This is a genomic window from Micromonospora sp. NPDC023888, from assembly GCF_040639415.1.
In the GTDB taxonomy this organism is placed as follows: Bacteria; Actinomycetota; Actinomycetes; order Mycobacteriales; family Micromonosporaceae; genus Micromonospora.
Window position 1 is genome coordinate 37253 of record NZ_JBEZZW010000009.1, and the last position, 15956, is coordinate 53208.

The 15956-nt window shown below is 71.4% G+C and carries 15 protein-coding genes and 1 tRNA gene; 9 read left to right on the top strand and 7 right to left on the bottom strand.

From position 1 onward, the window contains the following. Positions 1 to 13 precede the first annotated feature (13 nt). Positions 14 to 1816 carry a methionine--tRNA ligase gene (metG, locus tag AB0F61_RS10500; RefSeq protein WP_357806674.1) on the bottom strand — a complete coding sequence of 601 codons (1803 nt, stop codon included), beginning with the start codon at positions 1814 to 1816 and terminating at the stop codon, positions 14 to 16. Positions 1817 to 1964: 148 nt separating this feature from the next. On the opposite strand from metG, the gene AB0F61_RS10505 reads away from it, so the two are divergent. Continuing rightward, positions 1965 to 2921, top strand: coding sequence for a hypothetical protein (locus tag AB0F61_RS10505; protein ID WP_357806677.1), 957 nt, complete (start codon positions 1965 to 1967; stop codon positions 2919 to 2921). 36 nt (positions 2922 to 2957) lie between these two features. Here the strand turns inward: AB0F61_RS10505 and rsmI are convergent, their stop codons facing one another. Next, positions 2958 to 3806, bottom strand: a complete 849-nt coding sequence (gene rsmI, locus AB0F61_RS10510) for a 16S rRNA (cytidine(1402)-2'-O)-methyltransferase (RefSeq protein WP_357806679.1) — start codon at positions 3804 to 3806, stop codon at positions 2958 to 2960. A 201-nt stretch (positions 3807 to 4007) separates the two neighbouring features. On the opposite strand from rsmI, the gene AB0F61_RS10515 reads away from it, so the two are divergent. The 3 genes from AB0F61_RS10515 (at position 4008) to AB0F61_RS10525 (ending at position 8021) form a co-directional block, all read left to right on the top strand. Beyond that, the gene (locus AB0F61_RS10515; RefSeq protein ID WP_357807126.1) at positions 4008 to 5588 is read left to right on the top strand and encodes a phospholipid carrier-dependent glycosyltransferase; all 1581 of its coding nucleotides are present in this window, start codon (positions 4008 to 4010) and stop codon (positions 5586 to 5588) included. Between the two features lie 367 nt (positions 5589 to 5955). Then, positions 5956 to 7239 carry a VWA domain-containing protein gene (locus AB0F61_RS10520; RefSeq protein ID WP_357806682.1) on the top strand — a complete coding sequence of 428 codons (1284 nt, stop codon included), beginning with the start codon at positions 5956 to 5958 and terminating at the stop codon, positions 7237 to 7239. Further along, positions 7239 to 8021, top strand: a complete 783-nt coding sequence (locus AB0F61_RS10525; RefSeq protein ID WP_357806685.1) for a peptidase — start codon at positions 7239 to 7241, stop codon at positions 8019 to 8021. Before AB0F61_RS10520 ends, AB0F61_RS10525 begins: the two co-directional genes overlap by 1 nt. A 52-nt stretch (positions 8022 to 8073) precedes the next feature. Here the strand turns inward: AB0F61_RS10525 and AB0F61_RS10530 are convergent, their stop codons facing one another. Next, positions 8074 to 8343 (bottom strand): hypothetical protein, encoded by a 270-nt coding sequence (locus AB0F61_RS10530; RefSeq protein WP_357806687.1) that lies wholly within the window; start codon positions 8341 to 8343, stop codon positions 8074 to 8076. A 201-nt stretch (positions 8344 to 8544) separates the two neighbouring features. Between AB0F61_RS10530 and AB0F61_RS10535 the strand changes: the two genes are divergently transcribed. After that, entirely contained in the window at positions 8545 to 9201 is a 657-nt protein-coding gene (locus AB0F61_RS10535) for a 4'-phosphopantetheinyl transferase superfamily protein (RefSeq protein WP_357806690.1), read from the top strand. Between the two features lie 346 nt (positions 9202 to 9547). Continuing rightward, positions 9548 to 9754 (top strand): hypothetical protein, encoded by a 207-nt coding sequence (locus AB0F61_RS10540; protein WP_357806693.1) that lies wholly within the window; start codon positions 9548 to 9550, stop codon positions 9752 to 9754. 79 nt (positions 9755 to 9833) lie between these two features. Here AB0F61_RS10540 and AB0F61_RS10545 read toward each other — a convergent pair whose 3' ends face one another. Continuing rightward, positions 9834 to 10844: a hypothetical protein gene (locus AB0F61_RS10545; RefSeq protein WP_357806695.1), complete on the bottom strand. Its 1011-nt coding sequence runs from the start codon at positions 10842 to 10844 to the stop codon at positions 9834 to 9836. Between the two features lie 118 nt (positions 10845 to 10962). Then, positions 10963 to 12048, bottom strand: coding sequence for a Gfo/Idh/MocA family oxidoreductase (locus AB0F61_RS10550; protein ID WP_357806698.1), 1086 nt, complete (start codon positions 12046 to 12048; stop codon positions 10963 to 10965). Between the two features lie 213 nt (positions 12049 to 12261). Between AB0F61_RS10550 and AB0F61_RS10555 the strand changes: the two genes are divergently transcribed. From AB0F61_RS10555 to AB0F61_RS10565, 3 genes are all read left to right on the top strand, one after another. Then, complete coding sequence (locus AB0F61_RS10555) at positions 12262 to 13149, top strand: hypothetical protein (protein WP_357806700.1); 888 nt, start codon at positions 12262 to 12264, stop codon at positions 13147 to 13149. A 93-nt stretch (positions 13150 to 13242) separates the two neighbouring features. Beyond that, complete coding sequence (locus AB0F61_RS10560) at positions 13243 to 13989, top strand: hypothetical protein (protein ID WP_357806702.1); 747 nt, start codon at positions 13243 to 13245, stop codon at positions 13987 to 13989. 70 nt (positions 13990 to 14059) lie between these two features. Next, positions 14060 to 14623 (top strand): DinB family protein, encoded by a 564-nt coding sequence (locus AB0F61_RS10565; RefSeq protein WP_357806705.1) that lies wholly within the window; start codon positions 14060 to 14062, stop codon positions 14621 to 14623. A gap of 79 nt (positions 14624 to 14702) precedes the next feature. On the opposite strand, the gene AB0F61_RS10570 is transcribed toward AB0F61_RS10565, so the two are convergent. Beyond that, positions 14703 to 15305 (bottom strand): hypothetical protein, encoded by a 603-nt coding sequence (locus AB0F61_RS10570; RefSeq protein ID WP_357806708.1) that lies wholly within the window; start codon positions 15303 to 15305, stop codon positions 14703 to 14705. Between the two features lie 317 nt (positions 15306 to 15622). Next, positions 15623 to 15699, bottom strand: a tRNA-Ala gene (locus tag AB0F61_RS10575). Positions 15700 to 15956: the final 257 nt, after the last annotated feature.

The following is a 15956-nucleotide window of genomic DNA, read 5'->3' on the forward strand; positions in this document are numbered from 1 at the left end:
GGGCGTCGGGCGTTCAGTCAGCCAGCCGGGCCAACTCCTCGTCGACGATCGACGGGTCGAGCTTGCGGAACACCGGCTTCGGCGCGGTCAGCGGCCGGCCCGCCTCCAACGACACCGACTCCCAGCGCGCGCCGACTGTGTAGTCACCGGTCAGCACCGGGTACGCCGGACCGCCGTCCAGGTCGTCGACCTGCTCGATGACCGGCATCGGCGCGTGCACGCCGGTGCCGCCGAGCAGCTCGTGCACCTGCTGCGCGGAGTGCGGCAGGAACGGGGTGAGCAGCGTGTTGGCGTCGCTGATCACCTGGAGGGCGACGTGCAGGATGGTGCCCATCCGGGGCTTGTCCGCCTCGGCCTTGAGCTTCCACGGCGCCTGCTCGGAGAGGTACCTGTTGGCCTCGGCGACCACCTTCATGGCCTCGCCGATGGCCTGCTTCTGCCGGTGCCGGCCGATCAGGTCACCGACCGTGGTGAAACCGGTGCGGGCCACCGCGAGCAGCGCCTCGTCGGCCTCGGTGAGCCCGGCCGGGTCGACCGGCGGGATCATCCCGAAGTTCTTCGCCGCCATCGACACGCACCGGTTGACCAGGTTGCCCCAGCCGGCGACCAGCTCGTCGTTGTTGCGGCGGAGGAACTCGGCCCAGGTGAAGTCGGTGTCGTTGCTCTCCGGGCCGGCGGCGGCGATGAAGTAGCGCAGCGCGTCGGCGTCGTAGCGCTCCAGGAAGTCGCGAACGTAGATGACCACCTTGCGGGACGAGGAGAACTTGCGCCCCTCCATGGTCAGGTATTCGCTGGAGACCACCTCGGTGGGCAGGTTGAGCCGGCCCAGCTGGCCCGGCTCACCGTCGCGGGAGCCCTCGCCGGAGTATCCGGAGAGCAGCGCCGGCCAGATCACCGAGTGGAAGACGATGTTGTCCTTGCCCATGAAGTAGTAGGAGCGGGCGTCCTTGCCCTCCGCGTCGGTCGACCACCACTTGCGCCACGCCTCCGGGTCGCCGGAGCGGCGGGCCCACTCGATGGAGGCGGACAGGTAGCCGATCACCGCGTCGAACCAGACGTAGATCCGCTTGTCGGGCCGGTCCCGCCAGCCGTCCAGTGGGATCGGCACGCCCCACTCCAGGTCCCGGGTGATCGCCCGGGGCTGGAGGTCGTCGAGCAGGTTGCGGGAGAAGCGCAGCACGTTGGGCCGCCACCCGTCCCGGGTGTCCAGCCACTGCCGCAGCACCTCGGCCAGGGCCGGCAGGTCCAGGAAGAAGTGTTCGGTCTCGACGAACTTGGGGGTCTCCCCGTTGATCCGCGACTTCGGGTCGATCAGGTCGATCGGGTCGAGCTGGTTGCCGCAGTTGTCGCACTGGTCGCCGCGCGCGCTGTCGTACCCGCAGATCGGGCAGGTGCCCTCGATGTAGCGGTCGGGCAGGGTGCGCCCGGTGGACGGCGAGATCGCGCCCATCGTGGTCTTCGGCACGATGTAGCCGTTGCGGTACATCCCCTCGAACAGCTCCTGCACCACCGCGTAGTGGTTGCGGGTGGTGGTGCGGGTGAACAGGTCGTAGGAGAGACCCAGGCCGTGCAGGTCCTCGACGATCACCCTGTTGTACCGGTCGGCCAGCTCGCGCGGGGTCACCCCGTCGGCGTCGGCCTGCACCTGGATCGGGGTGCCGTGCTCGTCGGTGCCGGAGACCATGAGCACGTCGTGGCCGGCCATCCGCATGTACCGGGCGAAGACGTCGGAGGGAACGCCGAAACCGGAGACGTGGCCGATGTGGCGGGGGCCGTTGGCGTACGGCCAGGCCACTGCCGCGAGAACGTGACTCATGAGCAGCAAGCCTAGTGACCCGTCCGGGGCAACCGCGAACCAATGGGGGTGCCGGGCCGGCGGACCGGACCGACCACCCCGGCCAATGGTCCGATTTGTCGCCGACACGCGCCTCAACTGCCCGGTACGCCCTCCCGGCCGGTGTGCAATGAACCTCGTGACTGGCAGACGAGCGGCGCGGGACCACGAGGACCGTCCCACCGGCCCGGCGGTCGGTGGCGACCCCGAGCCGGCCGCGCCCCGCGGCGCCGGGGTCGCGCCCCAGCCCCGGCCGGTGCCCGGCGTCGACCCGGGTTCCGCGCCGCGACCGAGCCCGGCCCCACGACCGGGCCCCGGCCCGCTGGTCCCGCCGGTCGGCGCGGAGGCCGTCGAGGTGGAGCCGACCACCGGGGCGCCGGTGGACGCCGTGCCGAGTCGGGTGCCCGTCCGGCAGCAGAGCGGCCGGCCGCGAGGCCAACGGCCCGGCGGTGACCAGCCGGACGACGACGGCGCCTTCTGGGCACCGATCGAGCAGGTGCACTGGGACGGCACCCCGGTCCGGGAGGACCCGTCACCGGAGCGCGAGCGCGGTTCACGCCCGGCGCGGCGCCGCACGCCGAGCCGTGCCGTCCCCCCGCCGGATCCACTGCCCGGGCTCGCCGCGCTTGTGGCGCTGGCCCTGGTCACGGCCTTCTTCGCCTGGGTCAGCGCCGGCCCGTTCTGGCTGGCGGTCGGGCACGCGCGAACGGGCACGGTGGTGATCGCCGAGTGCGGCGGCGGCGGGCTCACCCAGCGGTGCCGGGGGATCTTCACGGCGCAGGACGGGCGGTTCGTCGCGCACGGCGTGCGGGTCAGCGGCGTGCCCGCCGGAGCGGACGTGGCCGGCACACCGCTACCGGCGCGGATGACCGGCCGGGACGGTGGCACCGCGTACGCGGACACCGGAGTGGTCCGGCACCTGCGCTGGCTGCCCGGCCTGCTGGTGGTGCTGGGCTGCACCGCTGGCATCGTGCGGTGGACCGGGTCGGCCCGGCTGCCCGGCCGCCGGCACCGTCGCTGGGCCGTGGCGGTCGCCGTCACCGGCCCGGCGCTGATCACCGTCGGCTTCCTGGTCGCCGCCTGGTGACCCCCTGGTGCGCCCCGGCGCGGCCGGGAGGCTCGGTCAGGTGTGCACGATCGTGTAGACGTCCCGGCGGCGCAGCGCGTACTCGGTGGCGACGTCGGTGATGGCGTCGCGGCGGGACCGGCCGCCGGCCTCCCGCTCGGCGACCGCCGCGCGCAGGGTGTCGTCGTCGGGGCGTTCCGGGGCGGTCACCGGCGCTCCGGCCACCACCAGGGTGATCTCGCCGCGCGGGTCTCCCTCGGCGGCCCACCGGGCCAACTCGCCGAGGGGACGGCGGACCACCTCCTCGTAGGTCTTGGTGAGCTCGCGGCAGAGCGCGGCCGGCCGATCCGCGCCGAACGTGTCGGCCAGGTCGGTGAGCGCCGCGCCGATCCGGTGCGGGGCTTCGAAGAAGACAAGCGTTCGCTCCTCGGCGGCGAGGGCCCGCAGCCGGGATCGGCGGGCGCCGGGGGTGCGGGGCAGGAAGCCCTCGAAGCAGAACCGGTCGCAGGGCAGCCCGGACACCGCCAGTGCGGTGGTGACGGCGCTCGGCCCGGGAGCGACGGTGACCGGCGCCCCGACGTCCAACGCGGCCCGGACGAGCCGGTAGCCGGGGTCGGAGACGCTCGGCATCCCCCCGTCGGTGACCAGGGCCACCACGTATCCGCCGAGGATGACCTCGACCAGCTCGGGAGTACGCCGCTCCTCGTTGCCCTCGAAGTAGGAGACGATCCGACCGCCGACGGTGATGTCGAGATCGCGGGCCAGCCGGGTGAGCCGGCGAGTGTCCTCGGCCGCGACCACGTCGGCGCTGATCAGCACCTCCCGAAATCGGGCCGAGGCGTCGGCGGGGTTGCCGAGCGGGGCACCGAGCAGGATCAGGCGCCCAGCTTCGGACATTTCACCCACGGATTCGTCTCCTTCATCGACAGCGAGTTCCGGTATCGGGGACGACGGGCGCCACCGAGCACCTTGGCAGCCTACGATCGCCGGGTGACGAGTGCGTCGACAGCGCAGAGCCCGAACGCCGATCCTCCCAAGATGGTCGAGGTGACGGGCGAGCCCAGCCACAATCAGGAGCCGACGGCGCCGCCCGCCGACGACGGCGGCGTGCCCGCTCAGATCCGGCGACGGTTCGCCACCGTCGACAGCCAGGTCGACAGGTTCTCCTGGGCGGCCACAGCGGTGGTCGTGGCCATCGCGGCGATCCTGCGCTTCGTCGGGCTGTCCAGCATCAAGGGCAAGATCTTCGACGAGACGTACTACGCCAAGGACGGCTACGGGCTGATCTCCCGTGGTGTGGAGTGGAACTACAAGGACAACGTCCCGTCGTACGTCGTGCACCCACCGCTGGGCAAGTGGCTGATCGGCCTCGGCGAGTGGGCCTTCGGTTATCAGGACGCCGACTCGAAGGTCTCGGTCCCCGGGCACCTGATGACCACCGCGCCGGAGTTCGGCTGGCGGTTCTCGGCGGCCGTGGTCGGCACCCTGTCGGTGTTGCTGCTGGTCCGCATCGGTCGGCGGATGTTCCGCTCGACGGTGCTCGGCTGCGCCGCCGGCCTGCTGCTCGCCCTGGACGGCTTCCACCTGGTGCTGTCCCGGGCGGCGCTGCTCGACATCTTCCTGCTCTTCTTCGTCCTTGCCGCGTTCGGCGCGCTGGTGCTCGATCGCGACGCCCGCCGTCGCCGCTGGGCGCGGGCGCTTGACGACGGGCTCGACCCGAGCCAGCCGGGCCGGGCCGGCCGGCCGCCGACCGGTTGGCGCACCTGGCCGTGGTGGCGGTTGGCAGCCGGGGTGCTGATCGGCTGCGCCTGCGCGGTGAAGTGGAGCGCACTGTATTTCGTGCCCGCCTTCGCGCTGCTGGTCCTTCTCTGGGAGGTCGGCGTCCGCCGCTCGGCGGGGGTCCGCCGGCCCTGGCGGGACACCCTGCTCGACGAGCTGCCCTGGTTGGTGCTGGCCGGCGTGCTGATGATCGGCACCTATCTCGCCACCTGGTCGGGTTGGCTGATCACCGACGACGGCTACTACCGCCTCGCGTCGGCCTACCCGGCCGCCCATCTCAGTGACCGCCCGGTGATCGGCCCGCTGATCAACCTCTTCGAGTACCACAAGGCCGCGTACGGCTTCCACGCCCAGCTCGACGATGCGCACAAGTACCAGTCGTGGCCGTGGCAGTGGTTGCTGTTGGGCCGGCCGGTGGCGTTCCACTGGGCCGGCGACGGCACGAGGTGGGCTTCCGAGATCCTGCTGCTGGGCACCCCGCTGCTCTGGTGGTCGTTCCTGCCCGCCCTGGTGGCGCTCGCCTGGCTGGGCGTGGCCCGTCGCGACTGGCGGGCCGGCGCGATCCTGCTCACCGTGGCCGCCGGGCTGCTGCCGTGGTTCTGGTTCGCCCTCGACGGCCGGACGATGTTCTCGTTCTACGCCGCGCCGGCGTTGCCCTTCCTGGTGCTGGCCGTGGTGTACGTGCTTGGCGCGCTCATCGCTCCGGCCGGGGGTGACGTGGGTACGGTGGCGCCGCTGGTGCCCGGTGACCCGAGTTACGAACGCCGACTGGTGGGCAGCATCGCCGCCGGGGCGTACGTGCTGCTGGTGGCGCTCTGCTTCGCGTACTTCTACCCGATCTTCGTCGGCAAGAGCATCCCGTATTCGGACTGGTTGTCCCGAATGTGGCTCGACGGCCGGTGGATATAAGCACCGACAGGCGACGCGCCGCACAGCGCGACGGAGAAGGGCCCGCACGCCGAAGCGTGCGGGCCCTTCTGACATAGACGCGCGCCCCGATCGCCTGCCACGGGGGAAGCGGGCGATTGGGGCGCGCATGAAGAGCTTAACCACCGCACACCACCGGCACAACGGGTCAACTTAAGTCAGATTTCCGACCGATGGCGGCCAAGCCGACTCTTGCCATTGAGCAGTTGACCGAGGGTGACCCGGCGTGGACCCAGCGCGCGAAGGCGGCCCCGCCAGCGCTGCTCGTCGGCTCCGCCGGCGACGGCAGGACCGGAATCCACACCAGCCCAAGTGATCATCCAAAGTGGATCTCACTACACTGCGGGCCGTGATCAACTTCAAACGATCGGCGGCTGTCCTTCTCGGACTGTTGGCGACCACCGCGCTGGCCGGGCCGCTCCCGGCGCGGGCCGACGAGGAGCCGGCGCCCGAGCCTCCCCGGGTTGAGCTCGTACTCGATGTCAGCGGCTCGATGCGCGCCGCCGACATCGACGGACGCAGCCGGATCTCGGTCGCCCAGCAGGCCTTCAACGAGGTGGTGGACGCGCTGCCGGAGGACACCCAACTCGGCATCCGGGTGCTCGGCGCCACCTACCACGGCAAGGACAAGAAGGTCGGCTGCCAGGACACCCAGCAGATCGTGCCGGTCGGCCCGGTGGACCGCTCCGCGGCCAAGGGCGCGGTGGCGACGCTACGACCGACCGGCTTCACGCCTGTCGGCCTCGCACTGCGCTCCGCCGCACAGGACCTCGGCACCGGCGCCACCACCCGACGGATCGTGCTGATCACCGACGGGGAGGACACCTGCGCCCCGCCGGACCCGTGCGAGGTGGCCCGGGAACTGGCCGCCCAGGGCACCAGCCTGGTCGTCGACACCCTCGGCCTGGCCCCCGACGAGAAGGTCCGGCGGCAACTGCTCTGCATCGCCAGCGCGACCGGTGGCACCTACACCGCCGCCCAGAGCGCCGAGGAGCTGACCGGCCGGATCAAGCAGCTCGTCGAGCGGGCCGGCGACACCAACACCCGGGCGCCGACAGTCGTCGGCGGCGCGAACGCCTGCGACTCCGCGCCACTGCTCGCCCCCGGCGTCTACGCCGACCGGGAGGCGTTCTCCGAGCACCGCTACTACCGGGTGCCGGTACGCCCCGGGCAGGAGCTCCGGGCGTCGGTCAGCATGGCGCTGGACCGGCCCGTCAACCGGGACTACGGGGTACTGCTGCGGGCCACCGCGGCGGACGGCCGGGAACTGGTCCGGGGCGCGGACGCCGGCAGCGGGCGAGCCGACGTGCTCTCCGCCGGGCTGCGCTGGTCGGCCACCGCCGACGACGAGGACGCCTCGAAAACCGAGGAGACCGCCACACCGGTCGTCGAACCCACCACCGTCTGCCTGGTGGTGAGCAACTCGTTCGCCCCACGCCCCGGCACCGCTGCGACTCCGGGCATGCCGGTGGAGTTGACCATCGACGTGGTCGCCGCCGCACCCGCGCCGGACGGACCGGACCTCGGCCGGGGCTGGGTGCTGCTCGCCCTGCTCACCATCGCCGGGCTGCTCACCGGACTGCTCGCCGGCCTGCTCACCCGCTGGTGGGTCGCCACCTGGAGGGAGAACTGATGCGTACCGCACTGTTGCGTCCGCTGGCGGCGCTGCTGGCTGCCGGCGGGGCCGCGCTGCTCCCCGCCACGGCCGTCGCCGCACCGACCCCCTCCCCCGGAGCCACGCCGGTGAACCGGGCCGGCACGTCGTTCCTCAGCGCCACCCCGATCTCCGCCGGCCAACCGGTGCGGGTGGACGCCTCGATCGGCGACCACCTCTACTGGTCGTTCCCGGCGACCGCCGGCCAGGTGCAGGAGATCAGCGCCACCGTCACCTTCCCGAAGGGGCGCAGCGGCTCATCCACCTGGACGGTCGACGTCTTCGACGGGCTGCGCCGGCGTCAGGCGTGCACCGCGGGGGCGCAGACCCCGACCGTGGACGCGACCGCGACGAGCGTCACGCTGGGCTGCACCCTGCGCGAGGTGCGGCCGTGGGCCGAGCCCTGGTCGGCCGACCCGCTGCCCGGCTCGTACGTCGTCCGGCTCTCCGTGATCGACCTGCCGGAGCCGGATCTGGGCGCGCCGATCGACGTGGACCTGCTGGTCGGCACCATCGCCGATCGGGGCGCCTCGGCCGACGACGGTGAGTTGGCCGCGCCGCTGGTGCCGAACAGCAAGGCGGGCACGGTGCTCAACGCCGTACCCCCGGTGGACCCGGAGGCCGACGACGAGGGCGACCCGCTCGCGGACTGGTTGCCGGATCTCGGCTCGCGTTGGGTCTGGACCGGCATCGGCGGCGTGCTCGCCGCGGTGGCCGGCGTGGTGGGCTTCGCGATGACCCGGCGGCCCCGGCGCCGCTGACCGGAGTCCGCCTGCGCTTGTGGCCCCGCCCGTCGGCGGGGCCACAAGCGGTTCAGCCGCGTCGAGGGCCGCGTGGCAGCCAGCCGATGAACCGGTCCTGGAGCGACATCACCGGGGCGGTACGCAGATCCTCAGTGGCGGCGGCGAGGCAGGAGCCCAGATAGACGCTCAGCATCGCCCGGTCACTTCCGTACTCGGCCAACAACCGGCTGCGTTTCGTCTCGCACGGCCACTCGTCACCGCAGGAGCCGCAGCTCCAGCAGGGGGTTTTCGGGGCGTGATCATCGGCCCGCACCCCCGCCCGTTCGGCGCCATCGGTCATCGCACGTCCTTCCAGATGTCCACGGGACTGGCCGGCAGCGGTGCCCGGCCAAGGTTCGATGGTGGTCCCCCCGGAGCCATCAGGGAGGGCGAAATGCGGCCCTCCGGTGTTACATCCTTGCGGTACCTTCTCCGGTTGTGGGAGTCGGAAATTTGACGGTTGACCCGATGCTCCATTCCTACCGACGGGTAAGCCACCGCCATGCGTGACCTGTTGCCGTCGACGGTCGCGGTGGCCGTCGCCGGGCCGGACGACTGGACCGGCGAACTGCTCGCCGCCGAGCAGGCGTGCCTCAGCGACCAGGCCGTGCCGACCCGTCGGAGGGACTTCACCGCCGGCCGGGTCTGCGCCCGGCGGGCGTTGACCGGGCTTGGCCTGCCAGCGACAGCCGTGCCGGCCGCCGCCGACCGGGCGCCGGTCTGGCCGGCGGGGGTGGTCGGCACCATCACCCACACCACCGGCTACTGCGCCGCAGCAGCGGCGCACACCGCCGACATCCGGTCCGTCGGCATGGACGCCGAGCAACACCGCGAGATCAGCCCGGGAGTACGCCGACTCGTGCTGCTGCCCGAGGAGGAGGCCGACTGCGCCCGGCTGCCCGGGGACATCTTCTGGCCGATCGTGCTGTTCAGTGCCAAGGAGACCGTCTACAAGGTCTGGCATCCGGTCGTCGGGAGCTGGTTGGATTTCCACGACGCCCGGCTCGACATCGATCCGGACGCGGGCACGTTCACCGCCCGGATCGCGCCAGCCCGGGTCGACGAGGCCGCTGTCGACGACCCGCCGACAGCGATCACCGGTCGTTTCGTGGTCGCCGACGGGTTGGTCCGCACCGCCGCCGTACTCTCCCTGCGCTGATCTGCGCGGTCACCTCGTACGACGGGTGGGCCGGCGGGTCCACAGTGTCGCGCTGGCCAGGCCGGAGCGGCGTGCGCCGGCACCAATGGTGCGAAACCGGCCTGGCGCGGCGACCAGGCGGCCGGCCACGCACGGTAGCGTCGGCGGGGTTCCCGGAACCGCGAGTACCGAGGCGTCAAGGAGTACGGTGACCCACCCCCAGCCCACCGTCGGGCCGCACCACCGCCAGCAGTCGAACCCGGAGCCACCGAACCACCCCTTCCCGGCAACACCGCAGCCGCCGTTCTCGGGTGCCGCGTATCCGGCGGCCGGCGCTGGGCACCCGGGCACTGGTCGAGGATTCCCGGTGACCGGCCTGCCGGGCTATCCGCTCGTCGCACCGGCGACGGCACAGACGAACGCCTCCAAGAGAACCGCAGTTGTCATCGCGATCACCACGGCCGTGCTCACCCTGCTCTGCTGCGCGGGCGGCATCGTAGCGGCAGTCATCAGCACCAACGGGGACGACGACGCCAGGACCAACGCGATCGGTACCACCGGCTGGAGGTCGTGACGCAGGCGCGGGGCGGCAGCACGCGCTGAGGGCGGGCACCCGTACGGGTGCCCGCCCTCGGCGTCAGTTGCCCGTGGCGTCAGCAGCCCGTCCAGCGCACCGGGGTGAGTCGCTCCCCGTTGCGGAACCCGACGATGGTGCCCGTGTCGGAGATGGACCGGGCACCGATGCCCACCCCGTCGCTGGCTCCCGGCAGGACCCGGGAGGTGGTACCGCGCGCGACCCGGTCGCCGCCCACCACGACGCCCTTGACGTTGACGTCCTCAGACAACGGCAGCCGTTGGTCGAGCGTCGTGTACGAGCCGTCCCGGAGGTTCCACCGCACCTTGACCCAGCTGCCAGTCAGTTCGACGTGGCCGATCGCCCAGTGACCCGCCGCCGCGTCGACATCAGCCACCTGGGCGCCGGGGACCGTGAGTGCGTCGAACCGGCCGTTCGGCCGGCGAACCCAACTGGTCCAGTACCCGAACTCACCGGCGGTGACGACGATGGTCCCGTTGTCCGTGATCCCGGTCGGCCGGGCATTGGCCGGGGCGTCGAGAACCTCGACCGTGCCCGGCCGAGTGGCCGGCCAGCGCAGCGCGAAGTACTCGCCGGTGTCGATGTCCGTGCCGAGGCCGACGATGTCGCCGGCCCTGTTGATGGCGGTGACGGAGATGCCAGTGGAGGACGGCACCACCGGCAGCAGCTCGATCCTGCCGTCGCGGTACCGCCACGGCTGGCCGGGGCCGCTCTCGCCCCAGCCGTTACCGATCACGACGCCGTCGGCGTTGATGTCGGCGGGAACCGCCATGCTCGGCGCCTCGACCTCGGTGAGCCGATCCCCGTCCCAGAACAGCAGCAGGTACTGGTTGTCGGTGCCCTCGATCCGCAGGGCCGAGCCGGCGACGATGCGGCCCGTCGGGTCGATGACGTTCGCTTCGGCGCGGTAGGTGTCGGTCGGGTACGGCAGCGTGCTGATCGTGCAGGTGCGGAGGGCGGCGCCCCTGGGCGCGGCGGTCGCCGGCGCGGAGACAGCGACGCCGAGAGCGGTGACCAGCAGTCCGGCGGTGGTGACACCGGCCAGCGTTCGTCGTGCGGTGTGAGTCATCTTTTCTCCCCGTGTGAGCCCGGGTGATCCCGGGCGCCGATTACTACCTGTGCCACGGTCGACCGGGCCGCACGGTTGCGGCCTGTCGGGGAGATGACAGCAGCGGAATCGGGCGCGCCTACGGTGCCCACGGTTGAGCTGCGGCGACGACCGGCCCGCCGGTGCGTACCGATTCCTCGATGGCGAGGCTGATCAGGTGGTCCTGGCACGCGTCGGCGAGCGGGTACGGTGCCGGGCCCTCGTCGCGCGCCCAGGCACCGGTACGGACGACGAGGTCCGCCACCGCGATGTCGTCGTCGGACATTCCGCTGCCGACGAACGGATTGCGGTAGACGACGTCGCCGTCGAAGCTGATGTGCTTCAGATCCAGCCCTTCCAGGTTGAGGTCGAGCCCCGTCTGGCGGCGCACCAGGGACGACTCCACAGGTGTCTCCGGGTCGACGAGGCGGACGACCCGGTCGTCCACCAGCTCACCGAGGGACCCCCGGACCACAAGCCGGCGGGCGCGCAGCGGATTCCACCACTGGTTGTCGGTGAAGTCGTACAGGCCCATCCGCCCGCCGAAGTCGATTGTCGCGAGGGTGGTGGTGAGCTGCCGAGGCGTGCTGTCGCCCCGCCAGCCGGTCGGCGACAGCGGGTCGGCCAGCGGTGCGACGAAGGCGCGCGCGCTGACCTCGGCGGCGTCGAAGCCGACGCCGAGCAGGCCACGGATCAGGGAGACGGCGTGGTAGAGGTGCGTCGAGGAGAGCTGGACCGAGGTCGGCTCGCCGAGCACCCCGGCGCGGACCACCCCCAGCCGAGCCGCGTGCCCGGGCATCAGCAGGTACTGCTCGGCGACCTGCACCAGGCCGCTGCCACCGACGTCGGCCCACAGCGACCGCAACCTCGCCAGGTCGGGGGCGGGCGGCGTTTCGGCGAGCACCGGTACGCCGGCCGCGACCAACTCGCGGGTCACGTCGGGCGTCACGGGCCAGGGCACCGACACGATGACGAAGTCCGGTCGCTCGTGGGCGAGCAGGTCGCTCGTCGTACGGAACGTCGGGACGCCCCATTCGGCCGCCACCACGGCACCGCGCGATTCGGTACGCGTGACCACCCCGGTCACCCGGAGCCGCTCCGGTAGGAGCCGCGCCAGTCGGAGGAAGAACTCACCCCGCCAACCACTGCCGACGATGCCGAACCGGGTCTGGGCCGCCGCTGTCATGTGGGCTCCTCATGTCGAGAGACCCGGATGCTAACCGTCCCGTCCTCGACCGGCCCGCCGGCTTCGGTTCGTACGGGCGGCTCGTGCGGCACGCTCCCCTTTGTACGATCTGTCGCCCGGGCCGATCACCGTCGTCGATCCGTGCGGTAATTGGCTGACAGCAACCATCGGGCACCCGCCCGCGCGGCTGTCTGGCCTCAGAGAGGAACGGGGATGCAGGGATCCTGGCGTAAGGCGGCACTCGCGGCCGCCCTGTCGATCGTAGGTGTGTCGGGTGGGTTGGCCCTGGCGGCGCCCGCACAGGCGCAGACCGTGGAGTCCGGTTCGGTCTCCTTCAGCGGCGACCCCGGCGACTACATCACCGGTGGCGACTCCTACGCGTACTCCACCGACGACGGCGACGAACTCACGACGAACGGCGCGGTCGACAACAGCCGCGTGTCGGTGAGCATCAACGGTTACAACGGCGACTGGTGGTCGCTCACCTTCGACGCGCCCGGCACCGCGGCGCTGGCCCCGGGCACCTACAAGGCGGCGACCCGATACCCGTTCAACGGGGCCGGTCCCGGCCTCGACCTGTCCGGCAACGGGCGGGGCTGCAACGAACTGACCGGCACCTTCACGGTCATCAACGCGGTGTTCGGCCCCAACGGCTACGTGCAGACCTTCGACGCCACGTTCGAGCAGCACTGCGAGGGCGGAACGGCGGCTGCTCGCGGCGAGGTGCACATCGCCAACCCGGCGCCGCCCGAGCGGCTGGCGCTCGACCTTGCCGTGGCGACCGACGGCATCGCCAACCGGGTGAACGGCAACGCGGTCCTGCACGGCACGGTGACCTGCAACCAGCCCACCTCGGTGTCGCTGGAAGGCACGGTCACCCAGGTCGTCCGGAAGGTGCTGGTCCGCGGCAACTTCTCCAGCCAGGTGACCTGCACCCCGGGCAGCCCGACCCAGTGGACGGCCGCGGCAGTCCCGACCGGCACCACCCCGTTCGCCAAGGGTCTGGCCGAGGCCATCACCCGGGCCAGCGGCTACGACACCGAGTACGACGAGTACGTGAACGTGAGCGACACCTCGGTCGTGAAGCTCACCCGGTCCTGACCCGTCGACGCCTGGCGGCCGGGCACGGCCTGGCCGCCAGGCGCTACGGTTTGCCGGGTGTCCGCGACGGAAGCACGACGAAAGATGTCACGAATGGCTGCCAACCCCGCGCGCACCGCGCCTCGCCCGGCGGTCACAACGGCACACCGGTCCCCGTCCTCACTGGACTACTACCTGGTCCTGCCCCGACCCGACGACCCTGACCCGACCACAGCGGTCGGAGGGCTCGTCGTCGAGGAGTTCACCCGCCAGCACGACCACGTCAGCACCGGCCTGGACAGCGCGGGCTGGACGCCCGCCGCCGGCTGGTGGAGTTCCGCCTCGCTCAGTCGGGGCATCCGCACCGACCCGGACACGCTGACGCGGGTGGTTCCCACCTCTCGCGCCGAGGCCGAGAGCCACTACCGCGCACTCGGTGGCGGGCACCTGCCCGACGACACGGTGCTGCGCACGTACTTCCTCGACCACCAGCCGATCGCGACCGCCGCGCCGCTGCGGCTCGGCCCCGCCCAGCCGCCGGCCGGCTGCCACGAACGGCGCGTCTACCGCATCCTGTTCGCCAAGGATCTGAGTGCGGCCCAGGTGACGAGCCTCCGGGCGAGCTGGGGTACGCCGGTCGACGGCACGAGCGCGTCGGCCGCGAGCGGCCACCTGGCGAAGGGCGGCGACCAGTTCGGTTGGGAGCTACGACAGGTCGGCCACCTACGCGCCTGGGCTCTCGACGTGACAGTCCTGATGGGCGCCGCCGCCGACGACGCGGTGGGTCCGACCCTGTCCGACCTGACGGCAGTCCTCCGACAGCACGGTCTGATACCCGTGACGACCGAGCGGTTCTGCTAGCCGCCCGCGTCGTACCGTCAGAGCTGCGGGCACGACAAAAGGGCTGCCCGCTGTAGGTAATGTGCGGGAAGTGACAAGAAGCGAGCGAATCGCGGACCAGCTGGACCGGCACTGGCACAGGAACCTACGGCCGCGGTTGCACGGTCTTGCCGATGAGGAGTACTTCTGGGAGCCGGTGCCCGGCTGCTGGAGCATCCGCCCACGGGGCACGTCGGCGGCACCGATGTCGGCAGGTTCGGGGGAATGGACGCTGGACTCCGCCTCCCAGGATCCGGTGCCGGCGCCGGTGACCACGATTGCCTGGCGGCTGGCGCACATCATCGTCTCCTGCCTTGGCTATCGGGTCGGATGGCACTTCGGCGGCCAGGACGTCGACTCCCAGACGTTCGCCTACGCGGGGACCGCTGACGAGGCGCTGAAACAGCTCGACGAGATGTATGGGTTGTGGAACGCGGGGGTCCGCGAGCTCTCGGACGCCGACCTGGACAGTCCGCCCACTGTGGGTCCCGAGCGGTTTCCCATGGAGGGCATTGTCCTGCACGTCAACAGGGAGCTGATCCATCACGGCGCCGAGATCGCCCTGCTGCGCGACCTCTACCGCTGGCAGGACGGAGCCGTACCGCGCCGGACATGACTGGATTCGCCTACGTGGAAGGCGAGTTGAGGCCCCCTCTACTCGCCTTCCCCGGCCCCGCGAACCTCCGCAGGCAGCACTAGTAGCTGGAGACTGGGATGGCGAAGTGGAACGCGTTCGGATCCGGAACGTGCGGCCCGCCGTAGGCGAAACACACTCCACGCTGGGGCGCCCAGCCGTTGAAGAAGAGCTGGAAGCAGTTGATGCAGAACTCCCAGTTCGCCTGGGTACCCGGCGGCTCGCCGATGTCGTGCGGCAGTACGTAGTTGAACGGGATGCTGGAACCCGGCCGGTGTTGAATGTTCTCGACGTTGTTGCCGATGCATCGACCGTAGTTCGGGAAGAAGCCACTGAAGAACAGCCCGAAACAGTTGCGGCACCACCGCCAGTCGGGCTGGTCGTTGGGCGTCCAGCCGCCCCCGAACGGGATTTTGAAGATCCAGCCGATCTGACGGTGCGTACTTCCCGTTGCCGGACAGCGCCCGCTGGGAGCAAAGCCCCAGTAGAACATCACGAAGCAGTCGCCGCAGAACCGGTACGGGGCGTGTGTGGTGTTCGTCCAGGCGGAAGCCGGGGATCCGGTGCCCATGGTGGCGAGGACGGTGGCTGCCACGCCCAGACCAGCGGTCTTGGTGAGCACCGCTCGGCGGGTCCATCGCGGGACTTGATCGGATTTACTCATGACGTGAGTACTCCCTTGGTGACCAAAGGACCTGGCAACGAATAGGCGAGCGGCCCGACCGCGCGGCGGGTCTGGCTGCGCACGCAATCACGTCATCAGGATGGGCCGCCTCGCCCGTCGCGCGATAGGGCTCCGTGCCACCGGGGTGCGACGAATCGTTGATCCGACAATGCCGGGCCGAAATGCGCTTGGCGGGCCGCTTGCGCCGCCAACCACGTCGACAGCGGCTCCTGACTCAGTCCGGCGGACGAGTGACCGACAAACAGCGAAGGGCGAGCCCTCGATCATCCGAGAACCCGCCCTGGCCTGCTGTTTCTTGGTGGAGCTGAGGGGATTTGAACCCCTGACCCCCTCGATGCGAACGAGGTGCGCTACCAGTCTGCGCCACAGCCCCCCACCGGCGAACCGGCTTCGGTCCCACCCGGCTTACACCGGGCGGGCCGGCAGCAAGGCTAACAGGTCGCCGGCCTCCACCGCGAATCCGCCCCCGGTGCGGCGCTCGACCCAACCCCGAGATCCACTCGGGCTCCGGGAAACCGGGGCATTCGGGACGCCGCGACACCCCGCTTTCCAGGAAACCGAGTCGATCAAGCCGTCGGCGAGGCCAGGCCCGACCCGGCGAGGCCAGGCCCGACCCGGCGAGGCCCGGCG